This window comes from Halomonas sp. HAL1 (assembly GCF_030544485.1).
GTDB classification, from domain to species: Bacteria; Pseudomonadota; Gammaproteobacteria; order Pseudomonadales; family Halomonadaceae; genus Vreelandella; species Vreelandella arctica.
In genome coordinates this window covers 1362545-1379329 of record NZ_CP130610.1, presented here as the reverse complement: position 1 = coordinate 1379329, position 16785 = coordinate 1362545, and the positions used below count along the sequence as shown (strand labels likewise).

Sequence of the window (16785 nt, the reverse complement as noted above, 5' to 3'; positions counted from 1 at the left end):
TGCCGCTCCTAGGGAATACCCACTTGGGATAATGAGAGCTATAGCACCTAGCAAAAAAACAGCGGTACTCGTGTAATACTGGCATAGCTTTTTTTTAAAAACAGGACGCGTCGATGACACAGAATGCATGGTGTGGTCTCTAAAAGAAATGATTCGCTATTCAAAAATACGGCAAATTAAGCTTGATATTAGATAACAAAGAAAAACTACTCGTCATTCATTTATTTAAGAAGGCCATACTTATCAATAACTATTTGGATGGACAAACCCTTTAAAAATTGTCATACAAATAATGCGAAGGTCTAGCCATAAAGACCAATTATCGATATACCATAAGTCATGCTCCACTCGGCGCTCCATTTTATCTAGCGTATCAGTTTCTCCACGAAGCCCATTTACTTGAGCCCAACCTGTAATACCCGGCTTTACCTTATGCCGTTTCATGTAAGATTCCACTAATTCTTTATAATACTCATTATGTACTAATGCATGAGGACGTGGCCCTACAATCGACATTCGCCCCTGCAGTACATTATAAAACTGGGGCAACTCATCAAGTGAGGTTCTTCTTAGAAATGAGCCAAGCGGAGTGACTCTGGGATCGCCACGTTTCGCCTGGGTTATCTTTCCACCAAGCTCGTCATGCACTTCCATAGAACGAAATTTATAAACTTTAAAATGTTTTCCATTAACGCCTGTCCGATACTGTTTAAACAGTACCGGGCCAGGCGATTGAAGCTTAAGTGCTATTGCAATAACAACGCATACTGGTATTGAGAGCAGAAGGAATAAAGCACCGAGGACAATATCCTCAAACCGCTTAGTGATTCGTGCCATGCCATCCATCGGGGTAACACTGAGGTCAATGGCAAGCCTTCCTGCAACTTCGCTGGTCCGGTGGTTAAGCAGCTGCATGCCTTGAAAGTCAGGTATAAATCTGACTTCTGCTGTCAGATTACGAAGAGAGAAAAAAATCGAGTGAACCATACTTCCCATTGAAAGCGGCACACAAATCCAGACCTCACTTGCACCACTTCGATCAATACGTTGATGCAGCGACTCTAACCGCGCATTATCAAAGGAACCAGATATACGAGCGACCCCAGCAATAGAGTAGCCCTCTTCTAACGATGTACGCATGCCTTTAGCTACTTTAATAAGCTGCTCACCCGGGCCGATCATAAATACCGAGCGGCGTGCATACCCCCGTTTTCTAGCTTGACGTAAAAAAAGCTGGGCAAACACTCTAGCCGTCCCGGAAAGCATAAATGAGAGAAGCAGTGTATACCCCACCCATAGCCGAGAATAACGATCAGCGGCGTGGGCAAAATATATAATGGAAGCCGCTAAAATGGCTACCGTTAACCACACCAAAAGCAACCTTCCTAATAGAATAGAGATACGTGTTATACGCCACCGCACGTACCCTCCCTGCAGTAAATTCAGCAGTATAACCAGTAGCACCAATATGACGATAGCTAGCCCATAGCGCTCATGAAGATTCATGCTCCCAAAACGCGCCCAGTAAGCCACATGACCGGCGAATGTTAGTGCAATGGCATCCACTAGCGGAACGATTAACTTAGCTGGGTAACGCTCAGAAAACCCCATAGAAGAACTTTTCATATTCCTCAAATCTTTAACCCAAAAAGGTAAATTATATATTAGTTGAACTCAGGAGATAGACATCTAATTCTTGACAAGATTAACAATATCGTCAGACATTTTACCCATAATATGCTGACGACTAAATTGCTTAACAAACTCCTCTCTTGGGATTGTACTAAGCCTTAAAGCACTGATTGCTGATATCGCAGCCCTAACATTACAAGGATCAAAAACACTTGAGTTGCTGATATATTGTTTGCAAAACTCAGCAGGGTAAGCCCTCACGCCTGCGAGTATAGGTTTTCCCGTTGCGGCATACTCAAACAACTTTGAGGGGATCACACGAGAAAAACAAGGCATGTCGTTCAAGTGCAAAAAGAGAACATCTGCTTTCTGATACTCCTGAAGTAACTTGTCACGCTCGACGGGATCTCTGATTTCTACATTCGATATTTTGTGCTCCGCCAAGATCTTTTCTAACTCTACTCGTCGACCACCATCACCAATAATAGTAAAGACGACCTGGCCTTCGAGCTTTTTCGCTAGCTCTGGGATAATCTCATCTAATCCCTGGCATAAACCAATGTTACCTGCATACAAAACACGTAAAGGAGCAGACGTCTCTCTCTCAACGGCACCTTGCTGACCGTATTCCCCCACCTCATTTACAAAAAGGGTGTCGACGCCATTACTGTGCCAAGTAAACGTTTGCGTTGGGTAGCGAGGTTTAAAATAGCCTTCAAACCCAGGTGATACTAAATTGACAATGGCCGCACGCTTCACTGCCCATTGCTCCAGAATGCTGAAAAAGCGATTACCTAGCCAGCGAGCACCAACGGGCAAGAGAAACGGTAGGTTTTCGACAAAGATGTCACGGATATCAAGATAAAAGCGCGCGGATGATCTACCTACCACATAACGCCCTAGCACTGCTGTCATTAGCCGTGATGAGGTCGCTATTACCAACCCATAGTTTTGCCCACGGGTTAACCCCACTACACCACAAGCATAAGCAGCAAAAGCCTTGGATTGATCCCAGATGCCACTGCGGTGGCTAGGCAATCGAATTCTATGCACCTTGAGGCGGCCTTCGTAAGCCTCTTCTGTACTTGGGGCATGAGTAGCAAATTGGGCGTAGCGATTAGGCGCAGTGGTAATCACTTCAAGAGAGTAGCCTTCAGGCAATCGGGCCATTAACGACTCAACAAGTGCATGGCTTCTAAACGATCCTGCCCCTAAATCTGGTGGAAAGTAAAAGGTTAATAATAAGATTTTTCTCTTTTGCATCAACCTTGCAACTCCATCCCGCCATTTATAGGCAAGATCTTAGCATAAAGGTCTAGCAAAGACTGTTCTTGCGTTTCCCAATTGAGTGATTGCGCGGCTAGACCCGCATTGAAACTATACTGCTTTCTCATTTCTAAATTCTGTACCAGGGTTTGAATAGCATCGGCCAACGCTTGAGTATCGCCAGGAGGAACGAGCAAGCCGAGGTCATGCTCTCGCACCACCTTGCTGATCTCTGGCAGTTGACTAGCGACAACGGGTAAACCAGCGATAACGTACTCAAATAATTTGTTGGAATCAGTGGTGAAATGATTCAAACAGGTATTTTCGATAGGTTGAACACCAATATCTGCTGACGCCGTATAAGCAGGTAGTGCGGCGAGTGGCACGGTTGAGATGAAATACACCCTCTCCGTCAGTTCCAGCTTCTCAGCCAATTGATGTAACTCGCTAGCCTGCCGACCTCCACCAATAAAAACAAAATACGTTTGTGGGACATGTGCGGCTGCTTCCACTAAACGCGGCAACCCCCTGCCGGGCTGTAAGCCCCCTTGATAGAGGGCGATGGGCCAGGGCTCTTTCAATGCCAGCTCTTCGCGGATGCGATTGGATCCTTCAACCTTAACCAAACGGGGGCGATTCTGAAGCACCAGCGGTCGTTCAATATGGTAGGCACGAGCGAAAAACTTGGCGCGTGCATCGGTTGTGGTAATTGTGCCCGCTGCTGTTGGCATAAGTTTTTTCTCAATCCAGCCCACTACGCCACGAATTGCCTTATAACCTTCTCGGTCGGTACTGATTTCATGGGCGTCATAAATCAAAGGAGCCTTGGCAAGTCGAGCTGCAAGCCAAGCAGAGGGCAGCATATTAACATCATGAGCGTGGATAATATCGGGGCGAGCACGGAACGTCGACCACGTCATGCTCATCAACGCCCTTCCCTGAGAGGCCATGAGAGCAAGCACCTCAAATTTCGAACGCTCCTTCGAACGCTCCTGTTTGCTAGACTCGGTTTTACCCTCCCCTTTAGTGTAACTGGCCCCGTGACGCCGAACCCGGATGCCGCTTGAGAGCACCTCCAAGCCTGGGGCCACTCCCGGTAAAGCAAGGGCATTGACTGTGACTTGATAGCCTGCTTGCACCAGTGTCTCGGCCTCTTTGAGTACTCGCGCATCATTCAGAAAGGTATTGCAGACCAGCATGCTGACCTTAAAATGGCTATCTTCCCTCTTTTGCTTACGTCCATTCGTCATTCATCACCCATTTCAAAAATGATAGACTCTTTACTTGCTTCCATTCGTTCCACCAATTCAGGTATCAATGTAAGAGCCTGCAAATAGCGCTGTCGATTACATTCTCGTTCAAGCGCAAAAGCCAGTGCCGACAGCTCGGCCTGTTGGATGATAACTCCATTTAAGGCAACTCGAATCTTAGCGACCTCTAGAATGGCTGGCCCCAACTTTTTCAGTCCTTTCGTCGCTTCTGGCCAACCGGCACCAAGCGGTTCAAGTGACCACTGCCCCCAGTTGAGTGCCAAAGGAAATCCTTTCTCGGTTATCCAAATCGCATCCTGAGAAAAATCTGGTTGATGCAGTACCAGTGGAAGGGATTGAAGAACATTTTTTAAAGAATTCAAATTTTCAATTAGCCAATCCAGCATCGCCTGTTGATCAGTGTTGGTAACAGCCAAATACAGGTGACTCAGCAGTTCGATATTTAGCCGTTGCCAAAGCATAGGGCGTGAACGCCGATAGCGATGACAAAGTTGCGAAGGGGGCTCGGCGGCCATTAGCTGGCGGCGCAATGGCTGAACCTGTTCTAGCACTTGACTAGATTCTGGTGATTGTCCAATTGGCAATTCATAAAGCAGACATTGAAATTTCTGGATTTGTGTAGTGCCTAAAAATCTCGCGGACGGTAGCCCTGGTACTTTCTCTGACATCAAAGTGGCTTCATGCAGGGCAAATGAGCTACGATTTTGAGCAAACAGCTTAACCAGATAAAGCCCCGAACTATTCTCAACCTTTAAGGCGACCACGTTTGCTTGCCCAGTTTGATGCCATTCACAAGAAAGATACTCTTCAGTATTATTAACAAATTCTTTTAGCAACGCATTTATCCACTCCTGGCGCGCATCCGGTTGCATGAGGGACCAAACTGAACGCTCTTTCTGAGGCATATCATTCAGTAACACTTTGCCATGAAAGAAAAGCGCATCTAACTTGGCTTTTTGTTGATATAAAGCTGTTAGATCCGTCACAAGCCCGGTTATTCGCGTCATCATCTGTCGGCTTAGAATTAGCGTCACAATAGCAACGATAACACCAGGTTCATCCCAAAATATAAAGTCCCATACCAAATAACCGAAGGTAACGAAGAAGCCTACACCTGTAACTAAATTGAGCATGTCACGTAGGCTGGTCTCCATCTTCTCCCGGATGATCGAACTATTGCGATGCAAGAACCATAATAAAATAAGAGTAAATGTAGCATAACCTAAGATAACCAAGACTATATCAAAGTAAAACCATCCCAGACCAACTAGCGACAAACCTATAAACACTCCACCGGCGAGTGCTCTTGAATATCGATGATAACCCCCAGATGCCACTTGATCCTGGTTTTCAAAGAGCACCATTTTATGACTTTTCACTAAAAGTTGATTAGTTCCTAAACTTGTGAACCAAGCAACAAGACGCTCCGCCAATAAGTGGACAACAAAAAAACCCAAGGTCGCTATACTTAATCCAGCGATTAACAAATCGCGACTCAACCCCGAAAGAAAAGAAGGAAAATAGCTAGGCACTCCTTCGGAACCTAGTAGAATAATTACCTTCAGAGGCAAAAAAGAAGCCAAAAGAGTCGATAACTGCGACACCAAAGTAAAACATACAATTAACAATGTATGAAACGACACAACACGAAGGAATTTTACACCTAGAGAAGCGTTCCATTTTAAAATCGTTACAATATTTAAAAACATAATAAAGAATAGTCCATATGCGGTGTATTACGCTCAGTAAAATAGAATAACTCAGATCAACAATATCCCTTAAACTCAAGGAGAGTTGTTTTTTAATAACCAGATAGCTAGCACAAGAAAGAAGTATATTTAACAAAAACTAAGATCAGATTCTGACCAACTTGAAACTAAGTTGCTGGTTTCTTCTAGCAGCCGGGTTATCCGGCTGCTAGAGCAGATACGTGGTTTGCAGATTTATAAGCATCTCTTCGTGACTTTTCATCAGCACTAGTTAAAATAGACTTACTGGCTATGCGTATCATTAGCTCCTCGCAACTTGACTGAAAGCAACTAAAAGAGAACAGCAACAGGACCTGTCTAGTTTGTTAAAAGCTCCAAAATCTCTTGAGAAATGACACTAGATGAAAATCTTTTGGTTACATAGTTTTTAGCATCTTCATTCCTTAGCAACTCACCACTAGCCACTGCATTTCTGGCCTTCTCTACATTTTTAAAGATGCATTCCTGTGGATAAATAGTTGAGGCCCCATCCCAATTTAATATGATAGGAGCAGCTCCTGAGGCCATACCTTCTGCTGGCGCTAAATGAAAGCTTTCAAAATCACTAACAGACAGCACATAGCCAATTTTCTGCAACCAACTGTCAATTGCCCCATGCCCTTCGAAGATGACGTTGTCTTGCCAACCGTTATTTTCTATCCGCTTATACTGAACACGATAGTAATTCATTTCTGACTTGCGTGAGGGTGAATGCATCCAGGCATAGTCTTCCGGGCGCTTTCCCTTTACAAAAAGTTTATAACGCTTGTCATTAGAATAGAGCTCTTCAAAGATATCCAGCGCTCGGTCCAGACGCTTACGCTGAGGGACATCACCGATCATGCCAAGATGGAAACTGGCTTCAGGTTTTTTAGGCTTATTAAGCAAATTAATATCTACAAGATTATAGAACATCTTGCATTTTTTTCTCTGGAGGGCGAATTCATGCACGAACTTTTCAAACCAGTACGGTGACACCATGATGTAGGTATCAATCGCCTCGTGGTTGAATTGGTCAGGATGGCGCGTGGTGATCTCCTGAAGATGCATTCGGACCACTAAGCGCTGCCCTTCCTTTTTATGCTGAGAGTACCAAACAGCATTGCCTAATCCCCATTCGCAGAAGATGGTGTCGGCTTGGCTGAGTAGCCGTTTGCTCTCATTTTCATCATGTTTGTTGTGATCCTGCCATTGGTCTATTAACAGCTCCAGATCATCACGCTGCTCAATAGCTTCCATAATGAACTTGGCGAACTTGAGATCGTGACCCGCAATCAGGATCTTCTTCTTATCCTGAGAGAAGCTCAGCGCTTGGCGCGCTCGCTCAGCGGTATGCTGATGGGAGTATCGCTCGGCTTCTTCAGTGTTAATGGTTAAGCGACCTTGAATAGCGTCGCACATGGCATCCGCGATGCCATCGATATTATCTTCGGTGAGTGAGGCGCCACCTAGTTTGGCCAGCATGTCCGGCACACAGCCATGGGCCATGGTCACTGCCAGCACAGGTTTTTTGGCACCCAGGTAGTCGGCGAGCTTGCCAGGGTAGAACGGTGTGTCCCGCAGGCCCTGATCGCTAAAATCGGCATCTCGCAACAGTAGACAGTCTGCCTGGGTCATGACCGACAAGCTTTCTAAATAACTGACGGAGCCCTTAAAACTAGCGATGTCCTGTAGACCGTAGTCAGCGGCGGCCTGAATGTAGCGGTCGTTGGCGCCGTAAAACTCCAGGGAGAAGCGCCCTTTTAGCTCAGGGTGCTTCTCCAACAAGCGCTGGGCGCCTTGCATGAAAGGTTCTGAGGTACGCTTAAACTTATATAGCATACCAACATGCATAAAACGAAAGAGGCGCTCTTCTGGTACAGGAAAGTTATCATTCCGTGTTGGCTTGGGCTGTTTAGAGTACATGCGCTCGTCGAAACAATGCGGCAACACAAAAAATTTGTCGCTATCCACCGGCACGACTTGGCTTTCGGCCACTATTACCTGCTGGTAAGGATTGGTGACGACAATACGGTCAGCCTGTTGAAGCACTTCGGCTTCGGATTGGCTATCCTCTTCCAACATTGGAAATTTATAAGACGCGTTGAACGGGTTGGCAGCGATTGGGTCGCCAAAAGAGGCGACCCAACGCAGGTCCGGATTGGCCTTCTTAATGGCCATAGCAGCCAAGTGAGAAGCTATTTCATGTGAGTGGGAGATCATCACACGGTAGTGTTTGTGCACCTTCAATCGCTGGTAGAAGTCCAGCGCCTTCTCCACGAAGTGGGCGCGGGCCTTAATATCTCGTGCATCCTCAGTAGGTACTTCTATCTCATAACGATTGAAACGACTGCTAGCGTAGCGAAACATTCCTTCGTTGTCGGGTTTGTCAGCTCGCTTGATTTGCAGCACGTCATACTCGTAGCCGGTGTCCTTCAGGCGTTTAAATAGGTTAAAGGCGGAGGAGCTTTTGTAAGGTGGGAAATGCCATGAAACAACCAGCACTTTTTTGTGAGTATTTTGACTCATTCGCTTACCTTCACCTGATTGACGTTTTGCGGCTGTAATGAGTCCTTATCCTCTGCACCCCAGTAGATGAAGTCTTCCAGGGCCGCAGTAGGCAATAGCTCATTCACGTTGTGCTTGAGGACTAGGTTGCTGCCGTAATATTGACCCTCATCGACATAGAACTCTTGAGCGAGCTGCATAGCGTAGGTCACAGTGTCGTTAGATTCATTGAGGAACTTGTAGGCGGTATCGAAGTTTTCCAGTTCAATGAAAAGCTGTTTGCGCGGCGCGCTTTGAGCGTCAAATAGTTGCTTGGCGCGTTGGATATCGGCCTCACTGCTGGCAGTGATAGCCAAGGTGGCCTTAGGGAGATCAACCATGATATCCATGCCAAGCAGGCTGCAAAGCGACTGGATGCGGTGGCCGTAAGTGTGTTCGCGCATCACGGCGCGCACACCACGATGCGCTAGCTCATGATAGGTATGCGGAGAGGCTTCCAGTGTTCTCAGTTGCTCTGCAATGCTCTCCTTACCCGGCATTATGACAATATCGCCAAAGAGTTCACGCACGCCTACTGAGTCATTGCTAATAACCGGAGTACCGGAGGCAAGGGACTCATAAACTCGACGGGCAAACATTGTAGAGGAGTCCTGTACCGAGTTCATATTAACTTGGTACTTGTAGCCCTTATGAGCCTTCCAGACCTGGTCCGGAGGTAGATTGCCAACTATGCTGGCTTGGTAGTGGGCGGGGAAGGCGAACTTTTCAATGCCTTTCTGATAATTACGATCGAAAATGTCATACGAAATCCCGGCTAATTCCAATTGCCTCATTACTTCATTAAAGTCTTCGCAGCGCTTGGGCTTGTCACCGTAATAGGAACCTGCGAAAACAGCTTTAGGCAAGCGCGAAATCACCGACGCAGGGTTGTGCACCTTGGGTTGGGCACCAAATGAAAGTGGATAGACATCAATGCCAAAGTCTTCTTTGTAGCGAGGCACCATGTTGACATCGGTAGTAATGGCTAAGTCAAAGAGTGCAGCGATAGCACCGAATTTTTCGTAGTGGGGTGGATCTTCCTTGTTCCAGAATACGGTGGGAATGCTGTGTTGCTTACAGAAGCGTAGTAGGCCGCTCAGCTTCTTGGCGCCACCGCTGCCATTGGTTATCGTACCCCAGTTACCGTCGTTACCCTTCCAGCAGCTTTCCACCAGCAAAAAATCAGGCGGGTTTTGTTCCAGCTGTGTTTGCCACGCTTCCTGAGTCACCTTAATCAACTTGACCTCGTGTGATAGACATTCCGTGGTAAATTCGTCAAGCACACACGCTACCGTCAGATCTGAGGTATAACGTTTCTGGATGGGGTTATTACTTGGGGTATAAATATCGCTAACATTGTCATTTCTACCCTTTCTTCTAACATGCTTATAACAATTATTCTTTAAATAACCAGCCCATCTACAAATATTTGATTTTAACTTTTGAAGCAAAAAACCTTTAACTTTTTTTCGCCTAAAAACACGATAAAGCGCTAAAGGTAAAAGAAGAGCATTTCGCCATGACTTAGTCGCATTTGCAAAATGGGTTCCAATTTGGTATCTAGCTGATTGCTTGATTGACCGAACCTGACCCGAGACCAAGTTAAGCTTTTTTTCCAAAGACAATCTTTTCTCAATTTCTATTTTAAGCTCATTGCTCTGTTGTTGAAAATCAGCTTTAGCACTCACCACTTCTTCGCTTAACTTCTTATTATTTTTAACTTCAACGCTTATTTTTTCTTTTAACTGATTACTGAGCTGTTTCTCTTCCTCGATTATTTTTTTAAGTTTTGAAACTTCCTTTTCTACATGCTCTATTTTTGTATTTAGCTTATTAACTCTCTCTCTCTCAATTTTTCTTAACTCATTAAACTCCATCTTTTCATAAATATCGATAGGCCTTTTCTCTAGCGATGCACGTAAATCACTTTCTTTTATGCTCAAATGATGGGCAAACAGATGAGTAGGCGTGGCATTAAAGCTATCGCAATAACAATAGCCAAAACCTTTCAGCATTTTATAGAGCTCATCGAAAATTATTTTACTTTGCGCTTCGACGTATATGTTCGGCCTATCTTTTTCAATTAAATTTCTAGCGCCTCGTATAACAAGAGACTCCATACCTTCAACATCAATTTTTATTAATTTTACTGGAGATGGCCAATCAACATCATCAAGCGCAATTAAATCAATTTCACCATTCGAGTTATCATCTATTTTTAAAGATTGCGCTCCTAGATTATTAGGCTTCCTAATAGAGAAATTGGCGCTTCCTCTTTCAGAAGAAACACCGCACTTATGAACAAAAATTAGATCTTGAAATCCATTTCGCTCAGTAGACTCATTTAAAGCATCGCACAACTCTACATTAGGCTCGAAAGAGTAAACTCGACAACCTTTTACTGCTGCTAAATAAAGAGTATGATTTCCTATATTAGCGCCTACGTCCACTACAAGCTCATTAGCTTCAACTCTTGAAGCCATATCCCGCAACATTAGTAGCTCATATGGCTGTTTTTCATTTTTTATTTTAGCTTGAATATAATCAGTCTCTGAGTGAGGTAATTTAATATCATATTCTGCAGCGTCTACACTGATCTTTTGAAAATTAGCCATACAAACTCCCAGTGAAACTTCACCAGACACCACGAGTGTCGACAAGAAATTTATTTTCAAGCCGATTTTTAGGTACTGCTTTGAATTCTTTATGATCAACTAGCATCAGTATGATATCAGTTTCACTGAAAGCCTCATCTAACATAACTAATTTTGCCTTTCCTTCTAGACTTTTAGGCAAGATTTCAATATTTGGCTCCATTATCAAAACTGTACCTGGATGGCTCGCCACAATATCCTCAGCAATTCTAAGCGCTGGGCTTTCACGCAAATCATCAATATCAGGTTTGAAAGCCAAGCCAAAGCAGGTAATGGTTACTTCTTTAGCTGTTTTATCCGGATTAGCGCTCAGATACTTACCTACAGCCTCGTTGACCTTGTCGATGACCCACTGAGGCTTGCCATCATTGACTTCACGCGCTGTTCGAATAAGACGTGCTTCTTCCGGTGTTTCACTAACGATAAACCATGGATCCACGGCTATGCAGTGGCCGCCGACTCCTGGGCCAGGCTGTAGAATGTTAACCCTAGGGTGGCGATTGGCCAGTCGGATCAACTCCCAGACGCTGATATCGATTTTGTCACAGATAATGGAGAGCTCATTAGCAAACGCAATATTCACATCGCGGAAACTATTCTCGGTGAGCTTGGCCATTTCAGCGGTACGGGCCGTTGTTGTGATGCACTCCCCTTCTACGAATATCTGGTAGAGCGCCGTCGCTGCAGCTGAGCACTTGGCAGTCATGCCGCCAATCACTCGGTCATTTTCTACCAGCTCACGCACTACGTGCCCAGGCAGTACTCTTTCTGGGCAATGGGCCACGCGAATGTCGGACTCTTCGCCATGGCTCTGAGGGAAAGTCAGGTCGGGCCTTGCTTCAGCCAGCCACGCTGACATTTGCTCAGTAGCACCTACGGGGGAGGTGGATTCCAAAATAACTAGGTCCCCTTTCTTTAATACAGGGGCAATTGATTGGCTGGCAGATTTTATATATGTAAGATCAGGTACATGGTCATTATCACCTTCTGCCTTGAAGGGTGTCGGAACGGCAATAAGGAAGGCATCGGCAGTTTCGGGCGTTGTTGTAGCGCGAAGGTAATCTTCCTTGACCGCAGCACGAACAACAATGTCCAACTCTGGCTCGACAATGTGGATTTCCCCACGATTAATGGTATCCACAGCATGCTGATTCACATCGACACCAACGACCTTTTTGCGGCGAGATGCGATAACAGCCGCGGTCGGTAAGCCAATATAACCAAGACCAATAACGGAGATAGTTTCAAACTTCATGGGTCCATCCAATAAATTAATTAAGTACAAGTATATTGCCTAACAATACGCTAATTATCGGCTTTCTATAGCGTGCTGGCTAGCGTCTCGATAATTCGCTGGCAAGCCTTACCGTCACCGTAGGGGTTATGTGCATAACTCATCGCTTCGTAGGCTTCCTGATCTGTCAAGAGTGTATGCAATTCACTGACGATACACTCCACATCGGTGCCTACCAGCTTAACGGTACCTGCTTCTACTGCTTCCGGTCGCTCTGTGGTATCGCGCATTACCAAAACAGGCTTGCCAAGCGAAGGGGCTTCTTCCTGAATACCGCCAGAATCGGTAAGGATTATGCAGGATTGGTTCATTAGGTAGACAAATGGTAAGTAATCGAGCGGCTCAATCAAATGCACGTTATCAATGTCAGAGAGGAGTCTTTTGACTGGCTCAAGCACATTAGGATTTAAGTGCACTGGGTAGACGATCTGAGTAGTGGGATGGGCCAGTGCCGTTTCGCGAAGCGCCTGACAAATTCGCTCAAAACCACCGCCAAAACTTTCACGTCTGTGCCCTGTCACCAGGATTAGTTGGCGATTTTCATCAAGAAAATCGAACTGACGCTTAAATTGCCCCATTAACTCAGAATTAGTTTCAAGCTTTTTTACCACATCAAGCAGCGCGTCAATTACCGTGTTACCCGTCACATGAATCTTGGAAGCTGGAACACCTTCATCCAGCAGGTTCTGCCGTGAACGAGTAGTGGGGGCAAAATTTAACTCGGCCAATGCGCCAGTTAGCTTACGGTTGGCTTCTTCAGGCCAAGGAGAATAAATATTACCGGTTCGCAGACCTGCCTCTACATGTCCTACTGGAATCTGTTGGTAGTAGGCAGCGAGGGAAGTCGCAAAAGTAGTCGCTGTATCCCCATGTACCAAGACAATATCCGGCTTGACCTCTGCCAGAACTGCTTTCATCCCATGCAAGATGCTGGTGGTGACATTGGTCAAATCTTGGCCAGGCTTCATAATATTCAGATCATAATCAGGCTTGAGCTCGAACAAATCCAGCACTTGGTCCAGCATCTCCCTGTGCTGACCTGTGACACAGACTTGCGCCTCAAAACGGGTATCAGCGGCCAAGGAAAGCGCTAGAGGAGCCATTTTAATAGCTTCTGGTCGAGTACCAAATACACAAAGTGTCTTTATGGTCATATACATACTTTCGTGAAAAATGAATAAGAATCAGGCTTCCAGCCAATGCTCACTTACTTGAATGAGGCAAGTAAGCCTTCATATGCTAGGAGCTTTTGGCTTTTTACGCAGGAATGGTTTGAGCTCGCGAGCACGCTACCGCCCAGGGATTATCGGGCGCATTCCCTTGCCCTAAATTACCTAGTTGCGATTTTGGTGCAGCCAATGACTCGCCTCTTGCAGCGAACATAGCTTAAAAGTTCGGCTATCATACCTTTTTGGCTTAGTGCATGTAACTCTAGCCCCCCTTCTCCGGTAGCTAGCTATTGTCTGCCTCTAGTATGATGCAAAGTCCTATCTGAAGCGGTACTAAAAAATTGGTTCTGATGCTAACAAAAAAGCATTCACTCGCGTCGAGGAAGTACTTCGTAATAATGATAGTCGGCGGTAAATGCCCATGGACCAGTGGTGTAGGTAATGCCTAGGGCTAGCGTATCGAATTCTTCGCCGTAAGTAGTGCTGTTGTCTTGCGTTTCTGCTCCCATGCGCATGGTCAGCTGGTCACACAAAGCATAGGAACCTACAAGGCCGTAGAGCATTTCGCCACCACCACGCAACACGTTTTCCATCGCGCCAAACCCCACCTTGAATGGTCCTTTCTGATAGCGAATGCCGCCTTACGCGGCGATCACTTCGCCCTCTCCACTCCAACAGGGTTAATCCACGCTCGCGGTAGTGTTTGAACTGTAGGAAAGAGGTGAAGCCATTCAGCTCTGGGGTGAGGCGCCCAATGGGAGCCCTCGTGACTGTAGCTCGGTTGAGTTGAAGAGCAGGCCACGATCGAGGTAGACATTAATGAATTCTGTGCTGTTATCCAGCTTGTTACCTGCGCTATCAAACTTGGAATCACCGCCAGCAATGCCCATGGCAATACATCCATAAATATCGAGCTTTGTGTTCTCTTGGTCATGTATTTTTTTGCCTGCGCTACTGAAGACGACAGTGCAGCAGTGGCAGCTGCTGCTAACAGCGTTTTTTCATCTTAAATCCCCTACCTTTATTTTATTAATACGCTTACGTGATGCTGTTAGATTCACATTTACCATATATGTTATATAGTAGCATTAAATAAAGAAAGTGACTTTTCCTTTGCCGCTATTTCTAGGTGGCTTGTTCTAGCTTGTTCGTTAGCGGTAAATTTAGTTTAGACAAATAAAAAACCGGCCTCTAAAGAGGCCGGTTCTATTGGTTCTGCTAGGCAGTTTACCTTTAAGCGTGGTATTTAAACCAAGCTTAGAAGTGGTAACGTGCGCCAGTCAGCCAGTATACGTCGTCGGTCAGGTCACCAAGGGTAACGTCACGATCAACAGTCGGCGCGTCGCCATCTGCCACTTCCAGGAACACGTCGAAGTTGCTGGAAACGTTGTAGTAAGTGCCGGCCGCCCATGCGTTGCTGTCGTCCTGAGTATCACGATCTACGTTGTAGTAGTCAGCAGTGAATGCCCAAGCGCCAGTGGTGAAAGTACCACCCAGACCAACTTTGTCGAAGCCATTGTCACCAGTAGCGTTCGGCGTGTAGCCATCGTTGTTGTCACGAGTTTCATAGCCCAGACGTGCAGAGAACTGGTCAGTGAAGTCGTAAGAACCGATCAAGCCGTACAGCATTTCGCCGTTACCGCCGCCACGCTCAACGTCTTCAACAAAACCCAGACCTACAGTGATCGGGCCTTGTGCGTAACGAACACCACCTTGCGGTGCAACAACAGCACCTTCTTCAGTAGTGCCAACGCCTTCAACTTCGCCACGCTCACTGTAGTGCTTAGCTTGCAAGAATGCAGTGAAACCGCTCAGATCAGGCGTGTAGTAACCGATAGAGTCACCACGTGACTGAGTCGGGTGGCCAGAGAATTCCAAACCACGGTCGATGTAAACATCGAACGGTAGTGAAACGAACTGGTTGTAGAACGCATCGAAGTTACCCGCTTGGAAAGTACCGAACTGGTCGCTTTGCAGACCGAGGTAGCTCTGACGGATTTCGTTGAAACCTTGGTCAGTGTTGCGCTCATCACCGCTGAAGCGCCACTCAAGACGACCGAAAGCAGTCAGGTCACGTGAAACTTCATGGCTCATGCGCAGACCAAGACGTGAGTAAACGTCTACGAACTCAGCGCCGTCATCGATTTCTGCACCAGAACTATTGAACTCAGGGCCGCCGCCAGCGATACCCATGGCGATACGGCCATAGATGTCCAGCTTGGTGCCGTCTTGGTCATAGACAGTTGCAGCTTGTGCTGCAGCTGAGGCACCCAGGGCGCCAACGATAGCAGTCGCTAAAAGTGTTTTTTTCATGATGTAAGTTCCTTAACTCGTATACTGTTTCGATCGTTGCTGCTCGACTCTTAATAAGCCGGCAGGTGGCTCGCGGGCCATGCTCTTTTCCCATCCGCCGGTTTTTCCCGGTGGTATGCGGCATGTCCTCAACTAAGCCTTGTTATAGTCCAATGCTCGCAGGACAAACTCTATACCGGGATTCCAGGGAACGCAATAGAAAAAAACAGTGTTTCTTTACTATTTGCACTTTTTTATGGAACCCCTGCTTCCAGCCCCGGTCTCAGCGTCCTTTGAATTTTTGCTGCAAGCCCAATAATTTGTCTTCCATGCTAAGCGTCTTGCGAGGTTCATGTTTTTCTAACTCATGCCCCACCACAGGCTGTTTTGGCGCCTCTTGGCGGGGCTTTTTAGCTATAGGAGATGCTTTTGAGCGAGGTTGCTTTGGAGCTCCATTATCGCGTTTTTCACCGCGTTTTTCTGATGCATGCTGTGCGGCTTCTTTATCAACCTTACCGGCAGGTAGACCATCTAAATCCACCCGTTCAGCGCCTATGCGCACTGCTTTTATATATCGCGGAAGGTTTACATAGTTGGCAAGCGCTCGGCGAATCAGCTTGTTCGGCCACTCTTCGCGCTCTGCCAGGTCCTGGTGAATGCCAACTTTGAGTGGCTTGGTATGGCCTTTGAAAAACGCTTTTGGGTAACGCTCATACCATTGATTAAGCAGTGCATGCGGCGACGGTGTTTGCGCTGATTCAACCGTTTGCGTTGATTGACCTATTTCGGCTGGAGCTTCTTTTTCAGGAGCTTCTTTGCTTTCGCCGTATTTCTCAGCTGTGGCCGTAGTTTCTTGGCTTGGCACGCTTTGCTCTTGGGCACTGTCTAGCGCCAACTGTTGCTTGAGCCGCTGGTTTTCTTCGCGCAGGGCTT

Annotated in this window: 11 protein-coding genes; all 11 read right to left on the bottom strand. The window is 46.3% G+C overall.

Annotated elements, in window-relative coordinates; genetic code table 11:
• Positions 1 to 243 precede the first annotated feature (243 nt).
• Complete coding sequence (locus Q3Y66_RS06530) at positions 244 to 1626, bottom strand: undecaprenyl-phosphate glucose phosphotransferase (protein WP_035587420.1); 1383 nt, start codon at positions 1624 to 1626, stop codon at positions 244 to 246.
• 63 nt (positions 1627 to 1689) lie between these two features.
• On the bottom strand, positions 1690 to 2895 hold the full coding sequence (locus Q3Y66_RS06525; protein WP_008959698.1) for a glycosyltransferase family 4 protein: 1206 nt from the start codon (positions 2893 to 2895) through the stop codon (positions 1690 to 1692).
• The gene (locus tag Q3Y66_RS06520; RefSeq protein WP_008959697.1) at positions 2895 to 4148 is read right to left on the bottom strand and encodes a glycosyltransferase family 4 protein; all 1254 of its coding nucleotides are present in this window, start codon (positions 4146 to 4148) and stop codon (positions 2895 to 2897) included. The genes Q3Y66_RS06525 and Q3Y66_RS06520 overlap by 1 nt, the downstream gene beginning before the upstream one ends.
• The gene (locus tag Q3Y66_RS06515) at positions 4145 to 5878 is read right to left on the bottom strand and encodes a hypothetical protein (RefSeq protein WP_139041601.1); all 1734 of its coding nucleotides are present in this window, start codon (positions 5876 to 5878) and stop codon (positions 4145 to 4147) included. The genes Q3Y66_RS06520 and Q3Y66_RS06515 overlap by 4 nt, the downstream gene beginning before the upstream one ends.
• Positions 5879 to 6235: 357 nt before the next feature.
• Complete coding sequence (locus Q3Y66_RS06510) at positions 6236 to 8425, bottom strand: glycosyltransferase (protein WP_008959695.1); 2190 nt, start codon at positions 8423 to 8425, stop codon at positions 6236 to 6238.
• Entirely contained in the window at positions 8422 to 11058 is a 2637-nt protein-coding gene (locus tag Q3Y66_RS06505) for an FkbM family methyltransferase (protein WP_008959694.1), read from the bottom strand. Before Q3Y66_RS06505 ends, Q3Y66_RS06510 begins: the two co-directional genes overlap by 4 nt.
• Positions 11059 to 11077: 19 nt before the next feature.
• Positions 11078 to 12352, bottom strand: coding sequence for a UDP-N-acetyl-D-mannosamine dehydrogenase (gene wecC / locus Q3Y66_RS06500; RefSeq protein ID WP_008959693.1), 1275 nt, complete (start codon positions 12350 to 12352; stop codon positions 11078 to 11080).
• Positions 12353 to 12417: 65 nt separating this feature from the next.
• Complete coding sequence (gene wecB / locus Q3Y66_RS06495) at positions 12418 to 13545, bottom strand: non-hydrolyzing UDP-N-acetylglucosamine 2-epimerase (protein ID WP_035587417.1); 1128 nt, start codon at positions 13543 to 13545, stop codon at positions 12418 to 12420.
• 383 nt (positions 13546 to 13928) lie between these two features.
• Positions 13929 to 14153, bottom strand: a complete 225-nt coding sequence (locus Q3Y66_RS06490) for a hypothetical protein (RefSeq protein ID WP_238528596.1) — start codon at positions 14151 to 14153, stop codon at positions 13929 to 13931.
• A 664-nt stretch (positions 14154 to 14817) separates the two neighbouring features.
• Complete coding sequence (locus tag Q3Y66_RS06485; protein ID WP_008959689.1) at positions 14818 to 15873, bottom strand: porin; 1056 nt, start codon at positions 15871 to 15873, stop codon at positions 14818 to 14820.
• A gap of 262 nt (positions 15874 to 16135) precedes the next feature.
• On the bottom strand, positions 16136 to 16717 hold the full coding sequence (locus tag Q3Y66_RS06480) for a ProQ/FINO family protein (protein ID WP_238528595.1): 582 nt from the start codon (positions 16715 to 16717) through the stop codon (positions 16136 to 16138).
• Positions 16718 to 16785 lie beyond the last annotated feature (68 nt).

Excerpts from the sequence above, each read along its gene's own strand:
- wecC (WP_008959693.1), bottom strand. The coding sequence starts at position 12,352 with ATGAAGTTTGAAACTATCTCCGTTATTGGTCTTGGTTATATTGGCTTA.
- Q3Y66_RS06515 (WP_139041601.1), bottom strand. The coding sequence starts at position 5,878 with ATGTTTTTAAATATTGTAACGATTTTAAAATGGAACGCTTCTCTAGGT.
- Q3Y66_RS06525 (WP_008959698.1), bottom strand. The coding sequence starts at position 2,895 with ATGCAAAAGAGAAAAATCTTATTATTAACCTTTTACTTTCCACCAGAT.
- Q3Y66_RS06510 (WP_008959695.1), bottom strand. The coding sequence starts at position 8,425 with ATGAGTCAAAATACTCACAAAAAAGTGCTGGTTGTTTCATGGCATTTC.
- Q3Y66_RS06530 (WP_035587420.1), bottom strand. The coding sequence starts at position 1,626 with ATGAAAAGTTCTTCTATGGGGTTTTCTGAGCGTTACCCAGCTAAGTTA.
- Q3Y66_RS06520 (WP_008959697.1), bottom strand. The coding sequence starts at position 4,148 with ATGACGAATGGACGTAAGCAAAAGAGGGAAGATAGCCATTTTAAGGTC.
- Q3Y66_RS06485 (WP_008959689.1), bottom strand. The coding sequence starts at position 15,873 with ATGAAAAAAACACTTTTAGCGACTGCTATCGTTGGCGCCCTGGGTGCC.
- wecB (WP_035587417.1), bottom strand. The coding sequence starts at position 13,545 with ATGACCATAAAGACACTTTGTGTATTTGGTACTCGACCAGAAGCTATT.
- Q3Y66_RS06490 (WP_238528596.1), bottom strand. The coding sequence starts at position 14,153 with ATGGAAAACGTGTTGCGTGGTGGTGGCGAAATGCTCTACGGCCTTGTA.
- Q3Y66_RS06505 (WP_008959694.1), bottom strand. The coding sequence starts at position 11,058 with ATGGCTAATTTTCAAAAGATCAGTGTAGACGCTGCAGAATATGATATT.